Genomic DNA, 20,364 nt, shown 5'->3' on the forward strand with positions numbered 1-20,364 from the left:
TCGTGATGAAAAATAAAACATTTTAAAAAGTGATCTTGTTCAAACCGAAGCTCAACAACCCTGATAAAAACATGGGAAATACAGGCACTTATCGTATTTTTATAAAATTATTCAAAAAATAGAAGTGTGATCGTAAACAGATAATTTATTGATATTTAGCAGATTAAGTCGATCCAGTTCACAATAACCTTGACCATTACAACCAAAAACTTATTTATCAATGAAAAATAATTAGATATCGATCACGCTTAATTTCCTCAAAAAATAAAGAAAGCCCCAACATGAGGTTGAGGCTTTGCCAAAAAATTAACTTACAAGAATTGAGTTATTTCACGCTGGTCACTCGACTTGCTTTCTCACCGGTTGCTGACACAGAGCGGATAAACACTTCACCTTTCACATTTGGACGAGCATTATCTGCGTAAGTTAGCCAGTTCTTGCCGTCTAGAGAGTATTGAAGCTTCACACCCGGGAACTGAACGTTCATTGCCAGTTTACCCTCTTCAACTTTCGCGCCTGGTACAGGTAGGCGGTAGTCGATACCCGCTTTTTCTAGCTTAGCCAGTTCGCGTTGGCCAAGTACGTTCGCAAAGCGGTTGTAGTCTTGGTTTAGCGCAACTTTGTTTACTAGGTTAGAGTTTTGCGAGTATTCAACACCCACTTTGTAGTCGTTTTCCCAATCAGCACGGTGCCATGCACGTTCAGCGGCTGCCAGTACGCGAGGGAATACCATGTACTCGTATTGCTCGTCGTTACGTACTGTCTCAGACCACAGCTGTGCTGATAGACCATAGAAAGGTTTCGCTTTGATTTCACCTTTACCAGTGAAGCCGTTACCATCGCGGTCTACAGAGGTTTCTGCGTTCTGAGGCATGTTCTCTGGTGCAAAACCAAACATCTTACGAGTATCTGTTGCACGCGTCGCCCAGTAATAACCACGCTCTTTCGGGTCAACTTCGTACGGCATGTCCATGTATACGTAGTCTGGGTTAGAAACGATAACGTCGTAACCTTTCTTAGACCATTCGTACACTGATGATGTGCCACCCCAGTAAAGAACGTCCCAGAAGTTAACACGCGTGTTTTCTGTTGCGAACGCTTTCTCACCTTCACTGTACTTAAGGCCATCTTGCCAAGCTTGGAAGTTTGGAATGCCTTTCTCTGCCACCATCTTCGACACTTCTTCTGCAAAGTGGCTTGGTAGATGAGCAAAATCGCTTACCGTACCGTCTGCAATTAGCGTCTGACATTGTGGTGATTGTGCAAATGGCTTGTCTTGCTTAGACAAATCAATGTTACCCTTCCAGCTTACTTTGTCTTCTGCGTTAATGTCTTGCAGACCAGCGCCTAACTTGATGTTCTTCGCTTCATCACCACCGAAGTGCCATGTTGTTAGCGGCGTACCCGCTTCTTGGTGCATTGCTGCTACTTCTGAAATCACTTTATCAACAAAGCGAGTTGAAGATTCCATACATGGGTTGATGAAGCTTTGCTTGTTGTAGAACTGAACCGTCGTTACGTTCGATGTATCTTGAGGATCCATCAGGCGGTACTCGTTCGCTTCTGCTTCTTTACCTTCTTCCATTAGACGGTCGTAACGTGCTTCCATTGATACCACTGCTGCACGAGCGTGTGCTGGCATATCGATTTCAGGAATCACTTCGATGTTACGCGCTTTCGCGTACTTCAAGATGTCCACGTAGTCTGCTTTGCTGAAGAAGCCAGAACCAAAGTTGTCTGTCGTTGCACCTGAGCCAAGCTGAGGCAGTAAACAGCTTTTCTCTTCCAAATCGAAACAACGGTTAGCGCCAACTTCAGTCAGCTCAGGCAGACCCGGGATTTCTAAACGCCAGCCTTCATCATCCGTTAGGTGAAGGTGTAGTTTGTTCATCTTGTACGCGGCCATTTGGTCAAGCGTTGCAAGAATCGCGTCTTTAGAGTGGAAGTTACGAGCCACGTCCACCATCACACCACGGTAATCAAAACGCGGCGCATCTTTAATAGACAGTTGTGGTAGAGAATCAGCATTTTGGCTATCTACCAGGCCAAAGATAGATTGTACTGCGTAGAAAGCACCTGCTTGGTCAAACGCTTTAATCGCAATACCGTCGCCTTTGATGCTCATTTCGTAAGCACCAGATTTTGCCAATTCACCGGTGAAGTCTGCAGGAACAACAGTGATGCTTACAGGAAGATCACCACGAACATCCACACCTACCACTTCTGCACGATCTTGGATTACCGCGTATTGAGTTGCATCGAAAGCGGCTTTAGGCAGCGCAATACCCGCCGCGATATCTACCGTACCGTTACCTGCTTCAACAGACAGTGGCGTTGGTAGTAACGTGGTTGATACGTCTTGTTTTACTAGGTCTTCGTTCTTCTCGAAACGAGACACAGCGTTTGCAAATACGTTGTTGTCATCTGGCGTACGTTTTAGGTTGTTCCCCTCAAGGCCAGTCACGAAAGATGCAACGTCTTCTGTGTTAAGAGAAGCAATCATCTTAGGCTCTGCATTTGGTGCAGCAACGAACGCGCCTGGCATGAAGTCAGTTTCAAATAGCTGCCAGTATTCAGCAACAAGAGGAAGCACAACCTCTTCACCCGCAGCAAAACCATCAAACTTATCTGTCGGTTCTAGTTTGTGTAGGTCACCCGTTACGCGAGAGATTTTGAACTGTTCGTTTTCAACATCCAGAATCAGACGAATGCTGTGGAAGTAAATAGCCCAATCTTTTGAGTCAACCGCTTCTCCTTGGTTAACCAACGTCATGTTTACCTTGTTACAAGACGCCCACTCAGCCCCTAAGCCCTGACAAGCAAGACCTTCGTTTGCGCCGTGGTTAGTCAACACTTGGTATTGAATATCAAGATTATTAGCCAACGAATTTACAACTTGTTGTTCAGAGCTTTGCAGCGCAGCGCAACCTGCTAATGTAGTGATAACAGAAATAGCAATCAGACTAGGTTTAAACATCTTACTTCCCCAAAAAAGTCAGTGGTTCAAAACGACAATGATAAAAATCTCGGCCCCTCAAATGCGAGGTACCTAACCGTTACATTCAACATACAACCTGTTATTTCTAAGCGTAAAATAAATAGAAATAGGAAGTGATCCAGCTCAAAAAATGACACTCAGCAAAAACAATAAAAACCTAATTTTCATGGAGTTACAATACACGTAAAAATCGAACAACTTGTTTTGACGAGTTTGCTGCGATCTAGGTCACTTATATTCATGAGTTACGACTGATTTTGTAAGATTTGGATCACGCCTAATTATTTTGTGAACCATTAGTAAGCGAATTACCTATTTACCTTTCGTGAAGTGACTCTCATTTATTCGTCGTCAAAACTCGTCAATATTTTTATAAATGACGATTTTGTCGAATACACCATTGGAGAAATTGCACTTAACCTCACGCTATTTTGCGTATAAAGTTTCAAGGTATCTTATCTGAGGACCATTCTATGTTTCGTCTCTTGACGCTCATATCATCTCTACTTGTTACTTTAACGCCTTTTTCATCTTATGCAGAGCCACAGCATTGGTTAGCGAAAAAAGGGGAAACCGAACTTATGATTATTGGCTCGGTACATGTGGGGGATAAAACGATGTACCCACTCCCTAGAACGGTCATCCAGTATTTAAGCCAAAGCGCAGGGTTGATTATTGAAGCAGACGTCAGGAATTCTGAAGGCTTGGTTTACCCACAAACAACCATTCTTTCTAAAGATGTTTTAGACAGAGCTCAACGTCGCCACTTAATTGAAATTGCCCAAGATTTAGGTTTGCCAGAAACTCAACTCCTAAATTCCCCACCTTGGATGGCTGCATTCACCATCCAACTCGCTTTAGTCAACAAACTGGGGTATGTCTCTGATAAAGGGGTCGACATGCACCTAATAGGACTCGCTGATAAAAAGCAAATCCCGGTCATTCCACTAGAGTCAGTGCAATTCCAAATCGATTTAATCGCAGGTCAATCAGAAGGCGGTAAAGAGATACTTCTCTCGTCAATTGAAGAATATGATGGCGGAGAAGAGTTGGTTCAATGCTTGATAGAGAGTTGGAAGAGTGGTGATGGTAGCATGTTGGTCGAAGCCTCTTTGACCGATCATACAACAGAAGAGTTTAACCAAGCCTTTTTATACGAGCGTAATCGAGATTGGGCTAAAAAACTCGACACTGGCAGTGTTCTACCTCAACAATCGGGTCGCTTCACCGTTGTTGTTGGTGGCTTGCATTTAGTAGGTAAAGATAACCTGATTGAACTGCTTAAAAATCGGGGATTTAACATCAAACCACTGGGTAAGACGCGCCAAGCAAATTGTGATATCTAGTGATTGTTTGAAAAATGCCATTTAAATACAATTATTTAAATACAACCATTTAAAAATTCATTCAAACTTTCTTATAAAACGCCGTTAAGCTAAGTGGATACAAAACAACTCATATGAAATTTAAATATTTATTCCTATACACGATTGGAATTATGCTCACTTCTTCGCTGTCTTATGCTAAACCGCCATGCAACGTAGAAGCTTTTCAAGCTATTGATATAACTCCGGAAGTAAAAGGCGGTGTTTTAGATAAAGAGAGTGGTCAATTTCTTATTACCGAAAAACCAATGATGCGTTGCGCGAACATCACGTTTTCAACAGCCCACACTCGAAATCGCGTTGCACATATGATGAACCAAGGCTTTGAAGCGGTTTACTATGATGGAAATACAAGCAAATCTCACTCAGTAACGTTTGATGAAGACGATTTAAAAGCGGGTTACGTCAAGATTGGTCCAAATCACCCAAAGACCGCTTATGTCTGCTTCACTACTTCTGAAACTCCTATCAATACTATCTCGTGTGACATCAAGTAATAAATTTACTCACTCTAAAAAATGAAAAGGCCCTACATTTCTGTAGAGCCTTCCTCTCAATACGTGTCGGTGAAGTGCCATATTCGAACATCAGGCGAACCCCAATTTGATTCGATACTATTGAAGTCTAAAATTACTAGCGCTAAAAACGACGAAAGCCTGCTCATTGAGCAGGCTTTCTAAAAGTGGTCGGTGAAGAGGGATTCGAACCCCCGACCCTCTGGTCCCAAACCAGATGCGCTACCAAGCTGCGCTATTCACCGAGATGTTTAACTGAGGAATTGTCCCCGTCAACGAATGCGTATATTACGGATTCTGAACTGTGGCGCAAGTGCTTTTTACAAAAAAACCTTAGGTCTTAATTCGTTTGATGAATAACTGAACACTAGCACGTAAAATGTGACTGATAACTCACAACAAAATACCGTTTATTAACCTTAGCAACATAATTGATCCAGATCAGTGTGCAACAAGACACCGCCATTTAGTTTATTCCTGTCGGGAACATCTTGGAGGAAACGTATGGACTTTTGGCTTGATCTCCTATTTGGTAATGCAGTGGGTCTATCGTCAATGATAGTAATTTTTGGGGCAATTGGTCTGATGTTATTTTACGGCGGTTTCTTCATATACAAGATCATGAACGACAAATCTCCTCACTAGATCTCGCTTAGCTCTAGAAACGCTTTGCACCGGAGTCGGTTACTTGCCTACTCCGGTTTTTTATTTGATCTCAATGCACCACTCATTGATATAATCCTATTATTCTTCCCTGTTCTTAATGAGATTACTGCTATGTCTCACGACGACGATTTTGATCTATTTCAACAGATGATGGGCGATGTAAAGCCAATCACTCAAGACACCACCGAACACAAAAAAGTACACCAAGTAACAGAAGCACAGCTCGCAAAACGCGAAGCAGCAATCTGGTTAACGGAAGATGACCCAGAATACCTATCACTTGATCACGCTGAAATGCTCAAGCCAGAGGACTTTGTTGAGTTCAAACGTGATGGTGTACAGGACGGGGTTTACCGCAAACTTCGCCTTGGTAAGTATCCAATCCAAGCTCGCTTGGATTTGCACCGTAAAACATTGAAAGAAGCACGTGATGAAGTCGTGACGTTTTTAAAGCAATGCCTATCAATGGACATTAGAACGGTCGTTATCGTCCATGGTCGAGGAGAACGCTCAAATCCACCTGCAATGATGAAGAGCTTTGTTAGCAGTTGGCTACGACAAATAAAGGAAGTCCAATGCGTCCATAGTGCGCAACGCTTTCACGGTGGAACTGGAGCCGTTTACGTCCTACTTAGAAAAAGTGCGGAAAAGAAATTAGAAACCCGCGAACGTCACCAAAAACGGTTAGGCTAAATTTCACCCTAATGCTAGAATGCCCGCCCTTATTCTTCCTTCCCCTTAAAGGAAGGGAGCTTCATTCGCCGTTGTGAAACGTTAGGAGACAAAAATGTCACAAGACAACGCTAAACGATTAAATAAATTCATCAGTGAAACGGGGTTTTGCTCACGCCGTGAAGCAGACAGACTGATTGAGCAAGGCCGTGTCACCATTAATGGCAACAAACCTGAAATGGGGACAAAAGTGCTACCTGGTGATGATGTTTGTGTGGATGGTAAGCCAGTGGCAGCAAAAGAGAAGCCGATTTATATCGCTCTCAATAAACCAACAGGCATCACCTGTACAACTGAGAGAGACGTCCCTGGAAACATCGTTGATTTCATCGGCCACCAAAAACGTATCTTTCCGATCGGCCGCTTAGACAAACCCTCTGATGGTCTGATCTTTTTGACCAACGATGGCGACATCGTGAACAAAATCCTTCGCGCAGGCAACAGCCACGAAAAAGAGTACGTCGTACGCGTGGACAAGCCAATTACAGGCGAGTTTCTCAAACAGATGTCGAGTGGCGTTAAGATTCTCGACACAGTCACCCTACCTTGTAAGGTAACGAAAGAAACTAAATTCTCTTTCCGTATTGTGCTCACTCAAGGACTTAACCGTCAGATCCGTCGCATGTGTGAAGCGCTGGGCTATGAAGTATTCAAGCTGCGTCGCGTACGCATCATGAATATCTCTCTTGATGGTATTCCCAATGGGAAATGGCGTTATCTAAGTGACGAAGAAGTGGCAGAGATCCTAGCAATGTGTGAAGGCTCGGTAGGTACAGAAGAAGCATCAAAAACAGACTCTAGAGGTCGCAACATTCGTAAAGCGACCGACGCGAAGCTGTTTGATAGCCGTGAAGAAAACCAAGATTCTACTGCTCGTCGTAACCAGAAGACACGAACTTTCCGCGGTAACAATGCTGATGAATTCCGTCATGCACCAAACTCGAAAAAAGGTCAACAAAAGCGTCGTCAGCGTGATGATGAAGGCGGACGTCCAGCTAAAGAACATTACAAAGCGAAATCACAAGGTGAACGCAGCAGACCGCAAGGCGAGCATGGTAAATCGCACCGTAAACCAGATGCATCGAGCAATACGCATTCAGCAAACAAGCCTCAATCACCGAGTAAGCCCAAGCAGCATTACATGAACCCAAATGCCGCGAAACCAAGTAAACCAGCTAAACGCACTGGTGGTACATTGAGTCTGAAGAAGTAACGCTTAACTGACAGGCAAGATCAAAAAAGGACGCTCATGAGCGTCCTTTTTATTTGTCATGAGTTTACAAACAAAGAGGTGCAAACTGACCGCGAGTTAAGCTCAGCAAATCTCTCGGGGCTAACTCAATTTCTAAACCACGTTTACCAGCACTCACACAGATTGTGTCTTGCTCTGCTGCGCTTTCGTGCAAAAAAGTAGGTAAGGCTTTCTTCTGCCCTAGTGGGCTAATTCCACCAACGACATAACCTGTGGTCTTTTGCGCGATTTCCGGATCAGCCATATCGGCCTTTTTGCCCTTCGCTGCTTTCGCTGCCAGTTTTAGGTTCAGCTTTTGATCAACAGGGATAATCGCAACCGCAAGGTTCTTTGGCTCCCCGTTCAAGCAGAACAACAAGGTTTTAAATACTGTTTTCGGATCCTGTCCTAGCACTTCAGCAGCTTCTAAACCATAACTATCGGCTCTAGGATCGTGCTCATATTGATGGATGGTGTGTGGAATTTTTTTCTTTTTCGCAAGACTAATGGCCGGAGTCATCAAGATTCTCCTCATAAAAACAAAAAGCGCAGACTGAATTGGATCTGCGCTTTTAGTTAATGATATCAGCGAGTTTGAGTCAATCGCTTTTTCTCTGTTGGGTTACTGATCAATCGCCGTATCAACTAAATACGTGATTTCACCTGAAGGGGCATACTCATTAACATCAATAGGGCTGTGTGTTTCTAAATAATCCTTCAAAACTTCAGCATCGGTAAAACCTGTATTTACATACCCTGGATGATCGTCGATTTTAGGGTAACCATCTCCACCAGCAGCATTGTAGCTTGGTACGGTAAAGCGGTAATTACCATCTAAGCGAAGTTGCTTATTACCAATAAACACATTGGTTACCTCACCATTATTGATACTCATCGCAATGCCGGCAAACTGTGCATAAGCACCAGAGTCAACAGGCTTAGTTGCAACGACATTTAGATAATCTAATACCTCTTTACCCGTCATATCAACGTAAGAAACCATATTGCCAAATGGCTGAACAGTGAGCACGTCTTTATAAGTAATATCACCCGCAGCAATCGAATCTCGAACACCACCAGAATTCATTACGGCGAAATCTGCTTTCGCACGTTCCATGTGAGCCGTTGCAATTAATCGACCTAAGTTTGTTTGCTGGTAACGAACCACATTGCGGTCACCCTCAAGCTTACCGTTAGATTCTGCAATCTTCACGTTTAGTTTGCCCTGACCTTTTTCTTGATAAGGACGAAGAAACTCAAGCATCGCTTCGTCTTGTTTAATCTCTTCTTGGATCAAGACTCGTTGCGACTGACCATCAACTTTAACTTTCTTTTTCAAGTTTACTGGGATCAGATCGTAGCTCACCATCGAGAGTTCGCCATTACGAAACTCGTAATCGGCGCGTCCCACATATTTCCCCCACTCATGTGCCTGAACAATAAAGGTACCATTTTGTTTATCGGGCTGACATTCATCACCTGGTTTAAAGTTCTTTTTGATAACGTTTGGCCCTTCCATACAAACAGGCTCTTGTGAGTGTCCTCCAACGATCATGTCGAGATCGCCGTCATTCAAATAACGAGCTAACGCCACATCGCCGGGAGCATTGATGCCTCTATTACCATTTTCATAGTGTCCCATATGCGTGACAGCAAAAATCAGATCTGGATACTCTGTTTCTTTCAGTTCTGCAATCAACTTCTTGGCTTCTTCTTTCGGGTCACGGAAGTCAATTTGTTCAATGAATTCAGGGTTGCCAAGTTTCGCTGTGTCTTCGGTTGTAAGACCAATGACCGCAATTTTAATGCCCTGCTTGTTAAACATCGCGTATGGTTGGAATAAACGCTTGCCAGTATTTTTATCGTAAATATTGGCAGACAACATCGGAAAGTTTGCCCACTCTTGCTGCTTGAATAGCACGTCCAATGGATTATCAAACTCATGATTACCTAGAGCCATCGCATCGTAACCAATTTTGCTCATGCCTTTGAAATCCGGCTCGGCATCTTGTAAATCAGACTCAGGTACTCCTGTGTTGATGTCACCACCAGAAAGCAGTAACACGCTGCCCCCCTCAGCCTGTATTTCTTCGCGCAAATCATCGATTAACGTTTTACGCGCCGCCATGCCATATTCACCGTATCGATTTTGCCAAAAGCGACCATGATGATCGTTAGTGTGCAATACGGTCAATTTATAGGTTGTATCGGCATTCCATTCTGGTGCAGGTTGCGTAGCACACCCAGCTAACGAGGCCAAGATAGCGGCACTCAAAACAGTTTTGATCATCAGACGCTGATTCATTTATTTACCTTTTTCTTATTGGGATTACTGATGCACATTTTAAGCATTGGATCTATTTGAAAACCACGTGCACCCTAACACATTGATTTAATAATTATGATGCATTGTTTAGCAATAACAAATTCATCAGTAACAAGTTTGAGAATTCACGGCTTTTCAGATAAAAAAATAGCCAACACTCGGTTGGCTATAGTATTTGTTACCACCAGTCATCTGGCGTTTACTTGATATCGATATCTGCAAAGCTCTTGATCAGATCATCAAGCGATTTCATTTGTGCTAAGAATGGCTCTAACTTGTCTAGAGGCAGTGCAGATGGGCCATCACAACGCGCTTGGTCTGGGTTTGGGTGCGCTTCGATAAATAGACCTGCGATGCCTGTCGCTAGACCCGCTTTTGCAAGTTCAACTGTCTGCTCACGACGGCCGCCAGATGCTGCGCCTGATGGGTCACGCATTTGTAGTGAGTGCGTTACGTCAAAGATGATTGGGCTACCTTTCGAAGCATTTTTCATCACACCAAAACCAAGCATATCAACCACTAAGTTGTCGTAGCCGTGGCAAGAACCGCGCTCACATAGGATGATCTTGTCGTTACCGCATTCTGCGAACTTCTCAACGATGTTACCCACTTGACCTGGGCTCATAAATTGAGGTTTCTTCACGTTGATAACCGCACCTGTTTTGGCCATAGCTTCAACAAGGTCAGTTTGACGAGCTAGGAATGCAGGAAGCTGAATAACGTCTACCACGTCAGCGACGGGTTGAGCTTGTGCTTCAGTGTGAACGTCCGTGATGATCTTTACACCAAAAGTGTCTTTCAGCTCCTGAAAGATTTTCATACCTTCTTCCAGACCTGGACCACGGTATGAATGAACAGAACTGCGGTTTGCTTTGTCAAACGACGCCTTAAATACGTAAGGAATACCAAGTTTTTCCGTTACTTTTACGTAGTGCTCACAGATCTGCATCGCAAGATCACGAGACTCAAGAACGTTCATACCTGCAAATAGGGTGAATGGCTTGTCGTTAGCAACCTGAATGTCGCCGATATTAACGATTTTCTGTTCCATTTTGATTCTCTTTTTCTGTCCACGATACGCCACAGTTCGGCACATCGATAAAATTAGTGAAGTGTGACGTGCGTTTCACTCATCACATTAACTTGTGATTTTAGTAGCTCGGAAGCCGGATCGTCAGGGCATTGGTCAATAAAGTACTGAAAATCTGATACCGCTACTTGAGGGCACTCTAGCTGTTGGAAAATAAAACCACGGTCACGAATTTCGTATGGATCATCTGGCACAAACGTTAGAGCAAGATTCGTACAACGTAATGCCAACGTATAATGCTCTTCACGCAACATCGCACTTTTAATCAATGCCAACCAGCGACCAATAATTGTTGGGTTGTCAGCTTCCTCAAAATGTTCAGGCTTTAGCTGAGCTAGCGGTCCTTCCTGGCCAATAAGCCAAGCTTGAAGAATCCTTTCACCTACATACTCACCATTAAATGGATTGATGTAGTCTGGCTTCTTATGCATCCAGTCGACTTTTAACAAGAACTGAGTAGGGAAAGTAACTCCCTTCAGCGGGAAACCCAGCTTTTTGCCTAGGTATAACAAAATCGAACCTAAGCTCACAGGAATACCTTTTCTGCGCTCCAACACTTTATCGATGAAGCTGTTGTCCGAAATAAAGTATTCCTGCTCGTCGCCTTTGAATCCCCACTCGTGGAAAAACAGTCGTAGGAATGCATCAAATCGTTGCTCTTCATCGGTTTCATGAACAAGCGTGGCTTCTGCATCTTTGTAAAGACGCTCTAACTCTTGTTTCGCCCAATGTACTTTGGTTTCTGGGTTAATCGCTTTGTTTAGCTCAAGCGCACCTTCCACCAACGGTATATTGTCAAAATCTTCGTCAAAAAACTCTAACATGACGTCTATCCAAATAACGTAGGGCTCTTAGACACAGCAATGTTTGCAGCCATGACCAACCAACCTAATGCGCCGAAAAAGCCAAATATCTTCAGTAGGTTGTTTTTCGCAAGTTTCAATGAGAAGAATCCAAGCGCAATGTACGCCAGTACGCAGGTGATTTTGTTTGTTAACCACGGTGCGGCATCGGTAAACGGGATGAAACCCGTAATGAAAATAAGCGCGATACCTGACACTAGCAATGCAGTATCAACGATGTGGGGAAACACTTTCAAAAAGCGATTATTTCGCTTCGGTGAGTTCATCATCATTAACACGAATCGGATCGATAGTAGCGTCGCGCTGAGAGCGATCGTCACTAAGTGTATGTGTTTTAGAGCTACGTACATTTTTCTTCTCTTTTTAGTTAGTGTTTGCTGACTTCCATGATTAACTGGCCAGACAACCAAGTGTTACTCGATCGTTACCGCCATAATCTTTTTCCGTAGCGACCTGTTGGTAACCAAAGCCACGCATTATCTCACGCACCGCCTCACCTTGATCATAACCATGTTCAAATGCCAGCCAACCGCCCACTTCAAGATACTGACGAGCAAGATCCGAGATATGACGAATATCAGCTAAGCCATTCTCTTTAGCAACTAATGCAGATTTTGGCTCAAAGCGCACATCACCTTGGGATAAATGTGGATCTTTTTCATCAATATATGGCGGGTTGGAGACAATTAAAGCAAACTTCGTACCTTCTGTAATAGGCTCAAACCAACTGCCTTGAGCAAAGGTCACATTTTTGATGTTTAGCTGCTCAGCATTGTACTCTGCAAGTGCTTTCGCTTCTTGCTTAAGGTCTACGCCCATCACTTGACGCTTTGGCATTTCAGATGCAAGCGCGATGGCGATAGCTCCCGTCCCCGTTCCAAGATCTAAAATAGGCCCAGTTTGCTCGTAGGTCTTATCGAGTGCAACTTCGACCAAACGTTCTGTATCCGGTCTAGGTATCAGGGTAGAAGGAGAAACTTTAAACGGTAAAGACCAAAACTCTCGCTCACCAATAATATAAGCGACGGGTTCACCAGTTAAACGTCGTTCAAGTAGAGCATCAAACTGAGATTTTTGCTCTGCTTCTAACGCTTTTTCTGGCCAGGTCAGCAGGTAAGTTCGTGGTTTGCCAAGGACATGGCAAAGGAGTACAGCTGCATCGAGAGAAGGCGACTCTTTGCCGCCTTCTGCCAGTTTCGCCGTCGCACTTTTCAGTGCTTGCTCAATCGATTGAACTTGGCTCATCGATTAGCCGTTCTCTGCGAGCGCCGCAAGTTGGTCTGCTTGGTGCTCTTGAATCACAGGATCAATCAAGCTCTGCAGGTCACCTTCCATCACTTCGTTCAAACGATAGATGGTCAGGTTGATACGGTGATCAGACACACGACCTTGTGGGTAGTTGTATGTACGAATACGGTCACTACGGTCACCAGAACCTAGAAGGTTACGACGTGTATCAGACACTTCTGCGGCACGACGCTCTTCTTCCGCTTGAACGATACGAGCAGCAAGAACCGCCATTGCTTTCGCTTTGTTCTTGTGCTGTGAACGCTCATCCTGACACTCTACTACCGTACCCGTTGGTAAGTGGGTAATACGGATTGCAGAATCCGTGGTGTTAACGTGCTGACCACCCGCGCCAGATGCACGGAACGTATCGATTTTCAGGTCTGCTGCTTTGATTTCAGGCAGATCCGCTTCAGGGATTTCCGCCATTACTGCTACTGTACAAGCAGAAGTATGCACACGGCCTTGAGATTCAGTTGCAGGAACACGCTGTACACGGTGACCGCCTGACTCAAATTTCAACACGCCGTATGCACCGTCGCCGCTTACTTTCGCGATCATCTCTTTGTAACCACCGTGCTCTGCCTCGTTTGAAGACATGACTTCGATGCGCCAACCACGCTTTTCTGCGTACTTGCTGTACATACGGAATAGATCACCCGCGAAAATACCCGCTTCGTCGCCACCCGCACCTGCACGAATTTCTAGGAAACAGTTACGATCATCGTTCGGATCTTTTGGCAGAAGAAGAATCTGTAACTCATCAGTAAGACGCTCAATCGTCGCTTTCGCTTCTTTGATTTCTTCTTGCGCCATTTCACGCATTTCTTCGTCGTCTTCGTTTGCCATCTCTTCAGCGGCGACAAGATCTTCTTGTGCTTGTTGATAAGCTTGGAAGCACTTGGTTACTTCTTCTAGCTGAGAGTACTCTCTTGATAGAGCACGGAATTTGTCCTGATTTCCAATTACATCAGGATCACCAAGAAGATGTTGAACTTCTTCGTAACGTTCTACTAGCGTTTCTAGCTTAGTCAGAATAGAGGCTTTCATAGTGTCGTTTTCTTAATAAAAAGCGTGAGTTATAGATCATCCAAGCCAAGTGTTTGGCGGATAATCGTTAATTTTGCTGGTTCGCCTTGCTCAGCTGCACTTTGCAATGCGCGAGTTGGAGCGTGAATCAGTTTGTTGGTGAGTTTATTACTCAGCTCGCGCAGCACTTTCTCCGGATCTGCGCCTGCCGCTAAAGATTGCAAACTTTTGCTCAGTAACTCTTCACGAATTTCGTTGGCTGATTTGCGATAGTCGCGAATACTATCGACGGCTTGCAGTGAACGCAACCATGTCATAAATGCAGCGCTTTCTTCACTAACAATCGCTTCAGCTTGAATCGCTTCGACTTTACGCTGCTCAATGTTGCTGTCGATGATAGATTGCAAGTCATCAACAGAATACAGATATGCGTCGTTCAGTTCACCGACTTCCGACTCCACATCTCGCGGCACCGCAATATCGACCAACAAGATAGGTTGATGCCGGCGCTGCTTTAGAGCCGTTTCGACCATACCTTTGCCAATAATAGGCAATGGGCTCGCCGTTGAGCTAATCACAATATCCGCTTTCGCCAAATGTTCAGGAATTTCGTTCAAACTGATCACTTCTGCGCCAAATTGGTCCGCTAAGCCTTGCGCGCGCTCTTTAGTGCGGTTCGCGACAATCATTTTTGTGCAACCGTTGGACGCTAAATGCTTCGCGACCAATTCAATCGTCTCACCCGCACCAACTAAAAGCACGGTTGAATCTGATAACGACTCAAAAATATGTTTTGCCAGTGTACATGCCGCATAAGCCACGGACACGGCATTACCACCAATATCTGTCTCTGTTCTCACCCGTTTGGCGACTGAGAACGTCTTTTGAAACAGTTTATCAATCGAGGCATCGACAGCTTTATGATCTCGCGAGTCAGAAAATGCTTGCTTTACCTGCCCCAAAATTTGAGGCTCACCCAACACCAGAGAGTCAAGACCGCACGATACGCGCATCAAATGCTTTATTGCAGCTTGTTCTTCATGAACATACAAACTCGGCATTAAATCTTCGCGGCTCACTTGATGAAATTGAGCAAGCCAATCGATCAACTTGTTTCGCGCTCCTTGCTTAACATCGCAGTACAACTCAGTTCGGTTACAGGTTGAAACAATCACACTGCCGTTAACTGCTTCGTGCTCTCTAAGTTGCTCGAGTGCAGGGCCGAGTTTATCCGGACCAAACGCCACCTTCTCTCGCAAGTCGACAGACGCTGTATTGTGATTAATTCCAATAGCAAGCAAGGACATCTAACGTGGTATCTCTGGGATAGGTTATAAAATAGGTCCAGAATTTTACTGTAAGCACGCATTTATTGAAAGGGTAAGCCGGATTTGTTTTCCTAAGTGCGACTTTTCAATGCTATAGTTGTGAGCGATTCCCGATGAAACTGATTAATAAGCCATCAAACATGACGTTACGCTCCTTTATTCTTTTTTTCTTGTCGAGCTTACTGCTCGCTGGTTGTTCGTCCGTTCCTGAAAGTGTTACCAGCGTTGAATGGCAAGCTCATGAGCAGCGACTCGAAACCATCCAAGATTTTCAAGCAACGGGGAAACTTGGTTATATTGGCCCAGACCAAAGACAAAATTTAAACTTCTACTGGAAACATTCTTCAGCACTAAGCCAGTTGCGTTTAACAACGATTCTCGGACAAACGGCATTAAAGCTCACCATCACCCCACAAGGCGCCACAGTAGAAACTTACGATGATCAGGTCCTTTCTTCTCGCAGTGCTAACCAGCTGATTTACCGTCTTACAGGGTTGATGATGCCCGTCGATCACATGCCTGACTGGCTATTAGGTCTACCGACCGATGCCGACAAATTCCAACTGTCTCCAACCAATACACTGCAAGCGTTAAACAAACAAATTGGTTTAAATGATTGGAGCATTGCATATCAACGATATGGCGACGTTCAATGGCATGAACAGTCTCTCCCTCTGCCAAATAAGCTGAAACTCACCACAGCTGATGTCAAAATAAATCTAGTGATCACAAAATGGAACATCACCCAATGATTGAACTTTCAACACGCTGGCCATCACCAGCGAAATTGAATCTCTTTCTATATATCAACGGCCGTACAGAGAATGGCTACCACGAGTTACAAACCTTATTCCAATTCGTCGATCACGGCGATGAGCTCACCATTCAAGCGAACCATTCTGGTGATATTACGATTTCTCCAGACATAGAAGGTGTGCCCCTTCAAGACAATTTAATTTGGAAAGCAGCAACCGCGCTTCAAACTTACTCAAACTGCCCTTTTGGCGCGCATATTGAGCTACAGAAAGTGCTGCCTATGGGTGGAGGCATTGGTGGGGGCTCATCGAATGCAGCTACAGCATTAGTGGCACTGAATTACTTATGGCAACTGAATCTAACTGACGACGAACTGGCTGAAATAGGTTTAAAACTAGGCGCAGACGTGCCCGTATTTGTGCGCGGATTTGCAGCTTTTGCTGAAGGTGTTGGTGAAAAACTCTCTCCTGCTTATCCCGAAGAAAAATGGTATTTAGTCGTCAGACCGAATGTATCTATTGCAACCGTCGACGTTTTTTGTCATCCAGATCTGACGCGAAACACCCCAAAACGAGATCTAGAAACACTTTTAAATACGCCAAGCGTAAACGATTGCGAAAAAATTGTACGAATGCTCTACCCAGAGGTTGATAAGCAACTTTCTTGGCTGCTACAATACGCGCCGTCAAGATTGACGGGGACAGGATCTTGCGTTTTTGCTGAATTTTCGAGCAAATCTGAAGCAGAAACTATCCTTGCACAACTCTCTGATAAAGTCTCGGCATTTATCGCTCAAGGGCGCAATATTTCGCCATTAAAAGAGACTTTGGCTGAATACCAATCAGCCTCACACCGACCTATTTAAACTGGACGCAAACCCGAGGTTTCCACCGTGCCTGATATGAAGCTATTTGCTGGTAACGCAACACCTGAACTAGCCCAACGTATTGCTGATCGTCTTTACATCTCTCTTGGTGATGCATCTGTTTCTCGCTTTTCTGATGGCGAAGTTGCAGTTCAAATCAATGAGAATGTTCGTGGTAGCGATGTTTTCATCATTCAATCCACTTGTGCACCGACTAACGACAACCTAATGGAATTGGTTGTTATGATTGATGCAATGCGCCGTGCTTCAGCAGGCCGTATCACTGCAGTTATCCCTTACTTCGGCTACGCTCGCCAAGACCGTCGTGTACGTTCTGCGCGTGTGCCAATTACTGCAAAAGTTGTTGCTGATTTCCTATCTAACGTTGGTGTTGACCGCGTTCTAACTATCGACCTACACGCAGAGCAAATTCAAGGCTTCTTCGATGTACCTGTAGACAACATCTTCGGCACGCCAGTGCTACTTGAAGATATGCAGGCTCGCGGTCTAGATAACCCTGTAGTGGTATCTCCTGACCTAGGTGGCGTTGTTCGTGCTCGTGCAACAGCAAAAGCACTAGGCGACATCGACATCGCAATCGTAGATAAGCGTCGTCCACGTGCAAACGTTTCTGAAGTAATGAACCTAATCGGTGATGTTGAAGGTCGTGACTGTGTGATCGTTGATGACATGATCGACACAGGTGGCACACTATGTAAAGCAGCTGAAGCACTAAAAGAGCGCGGTGCTAAGCGTGTATTCGCTTACGCTACTCACGCAGTATTCTCAGGCAACGCTGCGGATAACATCAAGAACTCAGTTCTTGACCAAGTTATCGTAACTGACTCTATCTCTCTGTCTAAAGAGATGGCTGCAACAGGTAAAGTGACAACACTAAGCCTATCTCGCATGCTGGCTGAAGCGATTCGTCGTATCAGCAACGAAGAGTCAATCTCTGCAATGTTCAACTAATACGAACATTTCAGTTACACTGATTTCAAAAGCACCCCTCTTTGGGGTGTTTTTTTATTTGTACTGATAACTAGAAAATCCCTTGGTCGCCCACCGCGAGTTTTCTGTGCTATCATACTGCGCTTTTTGAGATTCCAGAGAGATCCTAACCTTGAGTCAACAAATCAAACTTCTTGTTGGTCTTGCTAATCCAGGACCAGAATACGCCAGAACTCGTCACAATGCGGGCGCTTGGGTTGTAGAAGAATTAGCACGCGTTCACAACGTTACACTGAAGAACGAACCAAAGTTTTTTGGTCTAACAGGACGCATTATGGTCAATGGCCAGGATCTCCGTTTGCTTATCCCAACCACCTTCATGAATCTATCAGGTAAATCGATCGCAGCGCTTGCGAAATTTTATCAAATTAAACCTGAAGAGATCATGGTTGCTCATGACGAGCTAGACTTACCGCCAGGTGTCGCTAAGTTTAAAAAAGGTGGGGGTCACGGTGGACACAACGGTCTGCGTGACACCATTAGCAAACTGGGCAATAACAAAGATTTTTATCGTCTTCGTATTGGCATTGGTCATCCGGGACACAAAGATAAAGTGGCGGGTTTTGTATTAGGTAAAGCGCCAGCTAAAGAGCAAGAGCTTTTAGATGCAGCAGCTGATGAGGCTGTTCGTTGTCTAGATATCCTGATTAAGGATGGCCTATCTAAAGCACAAAATCGCCTCCACACGTTCAAAGCTGAATAAGGTTACTATCATGGGTTTTAAATGTGGCATCGTTGGTCTACCTAACGTAGGTAAATCAACTCTGTTCAACGCACTAACTAAAGCGGGTATCGAAGCAGCAAACTTCCCGTTCTGTACCATTGAACCAAACACTGGTGTGGTTCCTGTGCCAGATCTACGTCTAGACGCACTAGCTAAGATCGTTAACCCACAGAGAGTTCTTCCAACGACGATGGAGTTCGTGGACATCGCTGGTCTTGTTGCTGGTGCATCACGTGGTGAAGGTTTAGGTAACAAATTCCTAGCTAACATCCGTGAAACAGACGCGATTGGCCACGTTGTACGCTGTTTTGAAAACGAAAACATTGTTCACGTTTCAGGTAAAGTTTCACCTATCGAAGATATCGAAGTGATCAACCTTGAACTTGCAATGGCTGACCTTGATTCTTGTGAGCGAGCGATTCAACGTAACGCGAAGAAGGCAAAAGGCGGCGATAAAGACGCAAAATTTGAACTAACCGTACTAGAAAAACTGTTACCAGTACTAACTGAAGGCGGCATGGCACGCACAGTTGAGCTATCTAAAGAAGAGTTAGCAGCAATCGGCTACCTAAACTTCCTAACACTGAAGCCAACTATGTACATTGCAAACGTAAACGAAGATGGCTTCGAAAATAACCCATATCTAGATGCGGTTCGTGAGTTCGCAGAAAAAGAAAACAATGTCGTTGTACCTGTATGTGCAGCTATCGAATCTGAACTATCTGAACTAGAAGATGAAGATCGCGAAGAATTCCTAGCAGATATGGGGATCGAAGAGCCGGGCCTGAACCGTGTAATTCGCTCTGGTTACGAACTACTGACTCTACACACCTACTTCACAGCAGGTGTTAAAGAAGTACGTGCTTGGACAATCCCTGTTGGTGCAACTGCGCCTCAGGCGGCAGGTAAGATCCACACTGACTTCGAGAAAGGCTTTATTCGTGCAGAAGTAGTTGGTTACGACGATTTCATCCAATTCAATGGTGAAAATGGCGCAAAAGACGCAGGTAAATGGCGTCTAGAAGGTAAAGACTACATCGTAAAAGATGGCGATGTTGTACACTTCCGCTTCAATGTTTAATTAAATGAATGAATTCTAAACACTTCATTTACACTAAAAGCCAGCTGTTAAGCTGGCTTTTTTAATACCTTAAGTAAATGAACAAAAATAAATTACGCAACTGCAAGCTAATTTATTTCCAGTTTTAGATCATAAACACGCCTCTTTGTTTAAAAAGGAAGCGAACGAGGTTTTTTCCGAAATTTATTAAAAAAAACTGTTGACGGATCTCACTCAACTTCGCATAATGCGCGCCGTTCCCAACGACAAGGCAACAAAGCGTTGAGAACAAAAAATATGGTTTTGGCTACGTAGCTCAGCTGGTTAGAGCACATCACTCATAATGATGGGGTCACAGGTTCGAATCCCGTCGTAGCCACCATTCCTAAATGTTCTTTTTATCAGAGCAGTTAGGAATAGATGCGGAAGTGGCGGAATTGGTAGACGCACCAGATTTAGGTTCTGGCGCCGCAAGGTGTGAGAGTTCAAGTCTCTCCT

The 20,364-nt window shown here is 44.4% G+C and carries 19 protein-coding genes and 2 tRNA genes; 11 read left to right on the forward strand and 10 right to left on the reverse strand.

Annotated elements, in window-relative coordinates; genetic code table 11:
• Positions 1 to 325: 325 nt before the first annotated feature.
• Positions 326 to 2,977: a beta-N-acetylhexosaminidase gene (locus tag R7041_RS14555; RefSeq protein ID WP_064369042.1), complete on the reverse strand. Its 2,652-nt coding sequence runs from the start codon at positions 2,975 to 2,977 to the stop codon at positions 326 to 328.
• Positions 2,978 to 3,471: 494 nt separating this feature from the next.
• On the opposite strand from R7041_RS14555, the gene R7041_RS14560 reads away from it, so the two are divergent.
• Both R7041_RS14560 and R7041_RS14565 read left to right on the forward strand, forming a co-directional pair.
• On the forward strand, positions 3,472 to 4,344 hold the full coding sequence (locus R7041_RS14560; protein ID WP_064353689.1) for a TraB/GumN family protein: 873 nt from the start codon (positions 3,472 to 3,474) through the stop codon (positions 4,342 to 4,344).
• 152 nt (positions 4,345 to 4,496) lie between these two features.
• Complete coding sequence (locus tag R7041_RS14565; RefSeq protein ID WP_005384085.1) at positions 4,497 to 4,880, forward strand: hypothetical protein; 384 nt, start codon at positions 4,497 to 4,499, stop codon at positions 4,878 to 4,880.
• A 186-nt stretch (positions 4,881 to 5,066) separates the two neighbouring features.
• On the opposite strand, the gene R7041_RS14570 is transcribed toward R7041_RS14565, so the two are convergent.
• Positions 5,067 to 5,143, reverse strand: a tRNA-Pro gene (locus tag R7041_RS14570).
• Between the two features lie 259 nt (positions 5,144 to 5,402).
• On the opposite strand from R7041_RS14570, the gene R7041_RS14575 reads away from it, so the two are divergent.
• The 3 genes from R7041_RS14575 to rluF all read left to right on the forward strand — a co-directional run bounded on the left by R7041_RS14575 (position 5,403) and on the right by rluF (position 7,509).
• Positions 5,403 to 5,543, forward strand: a complete 141-nt coding sequence (locus R7041_RS14575) for a DUF3149 domain-containing protein (RefSeq protein WP_005382236.1) — start codon at positions 5,403 to 5,405, stop codon at positions 5,541 to 5,543.
• A gap of 132 nt (positions 5,544 to 5,675) precedes the next feature.
• Positions 5,676 to 6,257: a DNA endonuclease SmrA gene (gene smrA / locus R7041_RS14580; RefSeq protein ID WP_005382233.1), complete on the forward strand. Its 582-nt coding sequence runs from the start codon at positions 5,676 to 5,678 to the stop codon at positions 6,255 to 6,257.
• 94 nt (positions 6,258 to 6,351) lie between these two features.
• Entirely contained in the window at positions 6,352 to 7,509 is a 1,158-nt protein-coding gene (rluF, locus tag R7041_RS14585; protein ID WP_054575474.1) for a 23S rRNA pseudouridine(2604) synthase RluF, read from the forward strand.
• Between the two features lie 64 nt (positions 7,510 to 7,573).
• Here rluF and ybaK read toward each other — a convergent pair whose 3' ends face one another.
• The 8 genes from ybaK to hemA form a co-directional block, all read right to left on the reverse strand.
• Complete coding sequence (ybaK, locus tag R7041_RS14590) at positions 7,574 to 8,047, reverse strand: Cys-tRNA(Pro) deacylase (RefSeq protein WP_054575475.1); 474 nt, start codon at positions 8,045 to 8,047, stop codon at positions 7,574 to 7,576.
• A gap of 102 nt (positions 8,048 to 8,149) precedes the next feature.
• Positions 8,150 to 9,832, reverse strand: a complete 1,683-nt coding sequence (ushA, locus tag R7041_RS14595) for a bifunctional UDP-sugar hydrolase/5'-nucleotidase UshA (protein ID WP_025768955.1) — start codon at positions 9,830 to 9,832, stop codon at positions 8,150 to 8,152.
• A 220-nt stretch (positions 9,833 to 10,052) separates the two neighbouring features.
• Complete coding sequence (kdsA, locus tag R7041_RS14600) at positions 10,053 to 10,904, reverse strand: 3-deoxy-8-phosphooctulonate synthase (RefSeq protein WP_005384095.1); 852 nt, start codon at positions 10,902 to 10,904, stop codon at positions 10,053 to 10,055.
• Between the two features lie 53 nt (positions 10,905 to 10,957).
• Positions 10,958 to 11,767, reverse strand: a complete 810-nt coding sequence (locus R7041_RS14605) for a SirB1 family protein (protein WP_005384098.1) — start codon at positions 11,765 to 11,767, stop codon at positions 10,958 to 10,960.
• Positions 11,768 to 11,772: 5 nt separating this feature from the next.
• Positions 11,773 to 12,156, reverse strand: coding sequence for a SirB2 family protein (locus R7041_RS14610; protein ID WP_005382225.1), 384 nt, complete (start codon positions 12,154 to 12,156; stop codon positions 11,773 to 11,775).
• Between the two features lie 40 nt (positions 12,157 to 12,196).
• Positions 12,197 to 13,051, reverse strand: coding sequence for a peptide chain release factor N(5)-glutamine methyltransferase (gene prmC / locus R7041_RS14615; RefSeq protein ID WP_017634841.1), 855 nt, complete (start codon positions 13,049 to 13,051; stop codon positions 12,197 to 12,199).
• 3 nt (positions 13,052 to 13,054) lie between these two features.
• Entirely contained in the window at positions 13,055 to 14,143 is a 1,089-nt protein-coding gene (gene prfA, locus R7041_RS14620; protein ID WP_005382222.1) for a peptide chain release factor 1, read from the reverse strand.
• Between the two features lie 29 nt (positions 14,144 to 14,172).
• Positions 14,173 to 15,429, reverse strand: a complete 1,257-nt coding sequence (gene hemA / locus R7041_RS14625) for a glutamyl-tRNA reductase (RefSeq protein ID WP_064369041.1) — start codon at positions 15,427 to 15,429, stop codon at positions 14,173 to 14,175.
• A 134-nt stretch (positions 15,430 to 15,563) separates the two neighbouring features.
• Here hemA and lolB point away from each other — a divergent pair, with 134 nt between their 5' ends.
• From lolB to R7041_RS14655, 6 genes are all read left to right on the forward strand, one after another.
• Positions 15,564 to 16,202 carry a lipoprotein insertase outer membrane protein LolB gene (lolB, locus tag R7041_RS14630; protein ID WP_017634843.1) on the forward strand — a complete coding sequence of 213 codons (639 nt, stop codon included), beginning with the start codon at positions 15,564 to 15,566 and terminating at the stop codon, positions 16,200 to 16,202.
• Positions 16,199 to 17,071: a 4-(cytidine 5'-diphospho)-2-C-methyl-D-erythritol kinase gene (ispE, locus tag R7041_RS14635; RefSeq protein ID WP_064369040.1), complete on the forward strand. Its 873-nt coding sequence runs from the start codon at positions 16,199 to 16,201 to the stop codon at positions 17,069 to 17,071. The genes lolB and ispE overlap by 4 nt, the downstream gene beginning before the upstream one ends.
• Before the next feature lie 27 nt (positions 17,072 to 17,098).
• Positions 17,099 to 18,043 (forward strand): ribose-phosphate pyrophosphokinase, encoded by a 945-nt coding sequence (locus tag R7041_RS14640; RefSeq protein WP_005393176.1) that lies wholly within the window; start codon positions 17,099 to 17,101, stop codon positions 18,041 to 18,043.
• A 151-nt stretch (positions 18,044 to 18,194) separates the two neighbouring features.
• A complete protein-coding gene (pth, locus tag R7041_RS14645; RefSeq protein ID WP_005384112.1) occupies positions 18,195 to 18,785 on the forward strand; it encodes an aminoacyl-tRNA hydrolase in 591 nt (196 codons plus the stop codon).
• 10 nt (positions 18,786 to 18,795) lie between these two features.
• Positions 18,796 to 19,887, forward strand: a complete 1,092-nt coding sequence (gene ychF, locus R7041_RS14650) for a redox-regulated ATPase YchF (protein ID WP_005393178.1) — start codon at positions 18,796 to 18,798, stop codon at positions 19,885 to 19,887.
• A gap of 284 nt (positions 19,888 to 20,171) precedes the next feature.
• Positions 20,172 to 20,248, forward strand: a tRNA-Met gene (locus R7041_RS14655).
• The last annotated feature ends 116 nt before the right edge of the window (positions 20,249 to 20,364 follow it).

This window comes from Vibrio sp. 1751 (assembly GCF_033339895.1).
GTDB classification, from domain to species: domain Bacteria; phylum Pseudomonadota; class Gammaproteobacteria; order Enterobacterales; family Vibrionaceae; genus Vibrio; species Vibrio alginolyticus.

Coding starts and splice junctions, on each gene's coding strand:
- R7041_RS14555 (WP_064369042.1), bottom strand. CDS start 2,977: ATGTTTAAACCTAGTCTGATTGCTATTTCTGTTATCACTACATTAGCA.
- R7041_RS14560 (WP_064353689.1), top strand. CDS start 3,472: ATGTTTCGTCTCTTGACGCTCATATCATCTCTACTTGTTACTTTAACG.
- R7041_RS14565 (WP_005384085.1), top strand. CDS start 4,497: ATGCTCACTTCTTCGCTGTCTTATGCTAAACCGCCATGCAACGTAGAA.
- R7041_RS14575 (WP_005382236.1), top strand. CDS start 5,403: ATGGACTTTTGGCTTGATCTCCTATTTGGTAATGCAGTGGGTCTATCG.
- smrA (WP_005382233.1), top strand. CDS start 5,676: ATGTCTCACGACGACGATTTTGATCTATTTCAACAGATGATGGGCGAT.
- rluF (WP_054575474.1), top strand. CDS start 6,352: ATGTCACAAGACAACGCTAAACGATTAAATAAATTCATCAGTGAAACG.
- ybaK (WP_054575475.1), bottom strand. CDS start 8,047: ATGACTCCGGCCATTAGTCTTGCGAAAAAGAAAAAAATTCCACACACC.
- ushA (WP_025768955.1), bottom strand. CDS start 9,832: ATGAATCAGCGTCTGATGATCAAAACTGTTTTGAGTGCCGCTATCTTG.
- kdsA (WP_005384095.1), bottom strand. CDS start 10,904: ATGGAACAGAAAATCGTTAATATCGGCGACATTCAGGTTGCTAACGAC.
- R7041_RS14605 (WP_005384098.1), bottom strand. CDS start 11,767: ATGTTAGAGTTTTTTGACGAAGATTTTGACAATATACCGTTGGTGGAA.
- R7041_RS14610 (WP_005382225.1), bottom strand. CDS start 12,156: ATGTACGTAGCTCTAAAACACATACACTTAGTGACGATCGCTCTCAGC.
- prmC (WP_017634841.1), bottom strand. CDS start 13,051: ATGAGCCAAGTTCAATCGATTGAGCAAGCACTGAAAAGTGCGACGGCG.
- prfA (WP_005382222.1), bottom strand. CDS start 14,143: ATGAAAGCCTCTATTCTGACTAAGCTAGAAACGCTAGTAGAACGTTAC.
- hemA (WP_064369041.1), bottom strand. CDS start 15,429: ATGTCCTTGCTTGCTATTGGAATTAATCACAATACAGCGTCTGTCGAC.
- lolB (WP_017634843.1), top strand. CDS start 15,564: ATGAAACTGATTAATAAGCCATCAAACATGACGTTACGCTCCTTTATT.
- ispE (WP_064369040.1), top strand. CDS start 16,199: ATGATTGAACTTTCAACACGCTGGCCATCACCAGCGAAATTGAATCTC.
- ychF (WP_005393178.1), top strand. CDS start 18,796: ATGGGTTTTAAATGTGGCATCGTTGGTCTACCTAACGTAGGTAAATCA.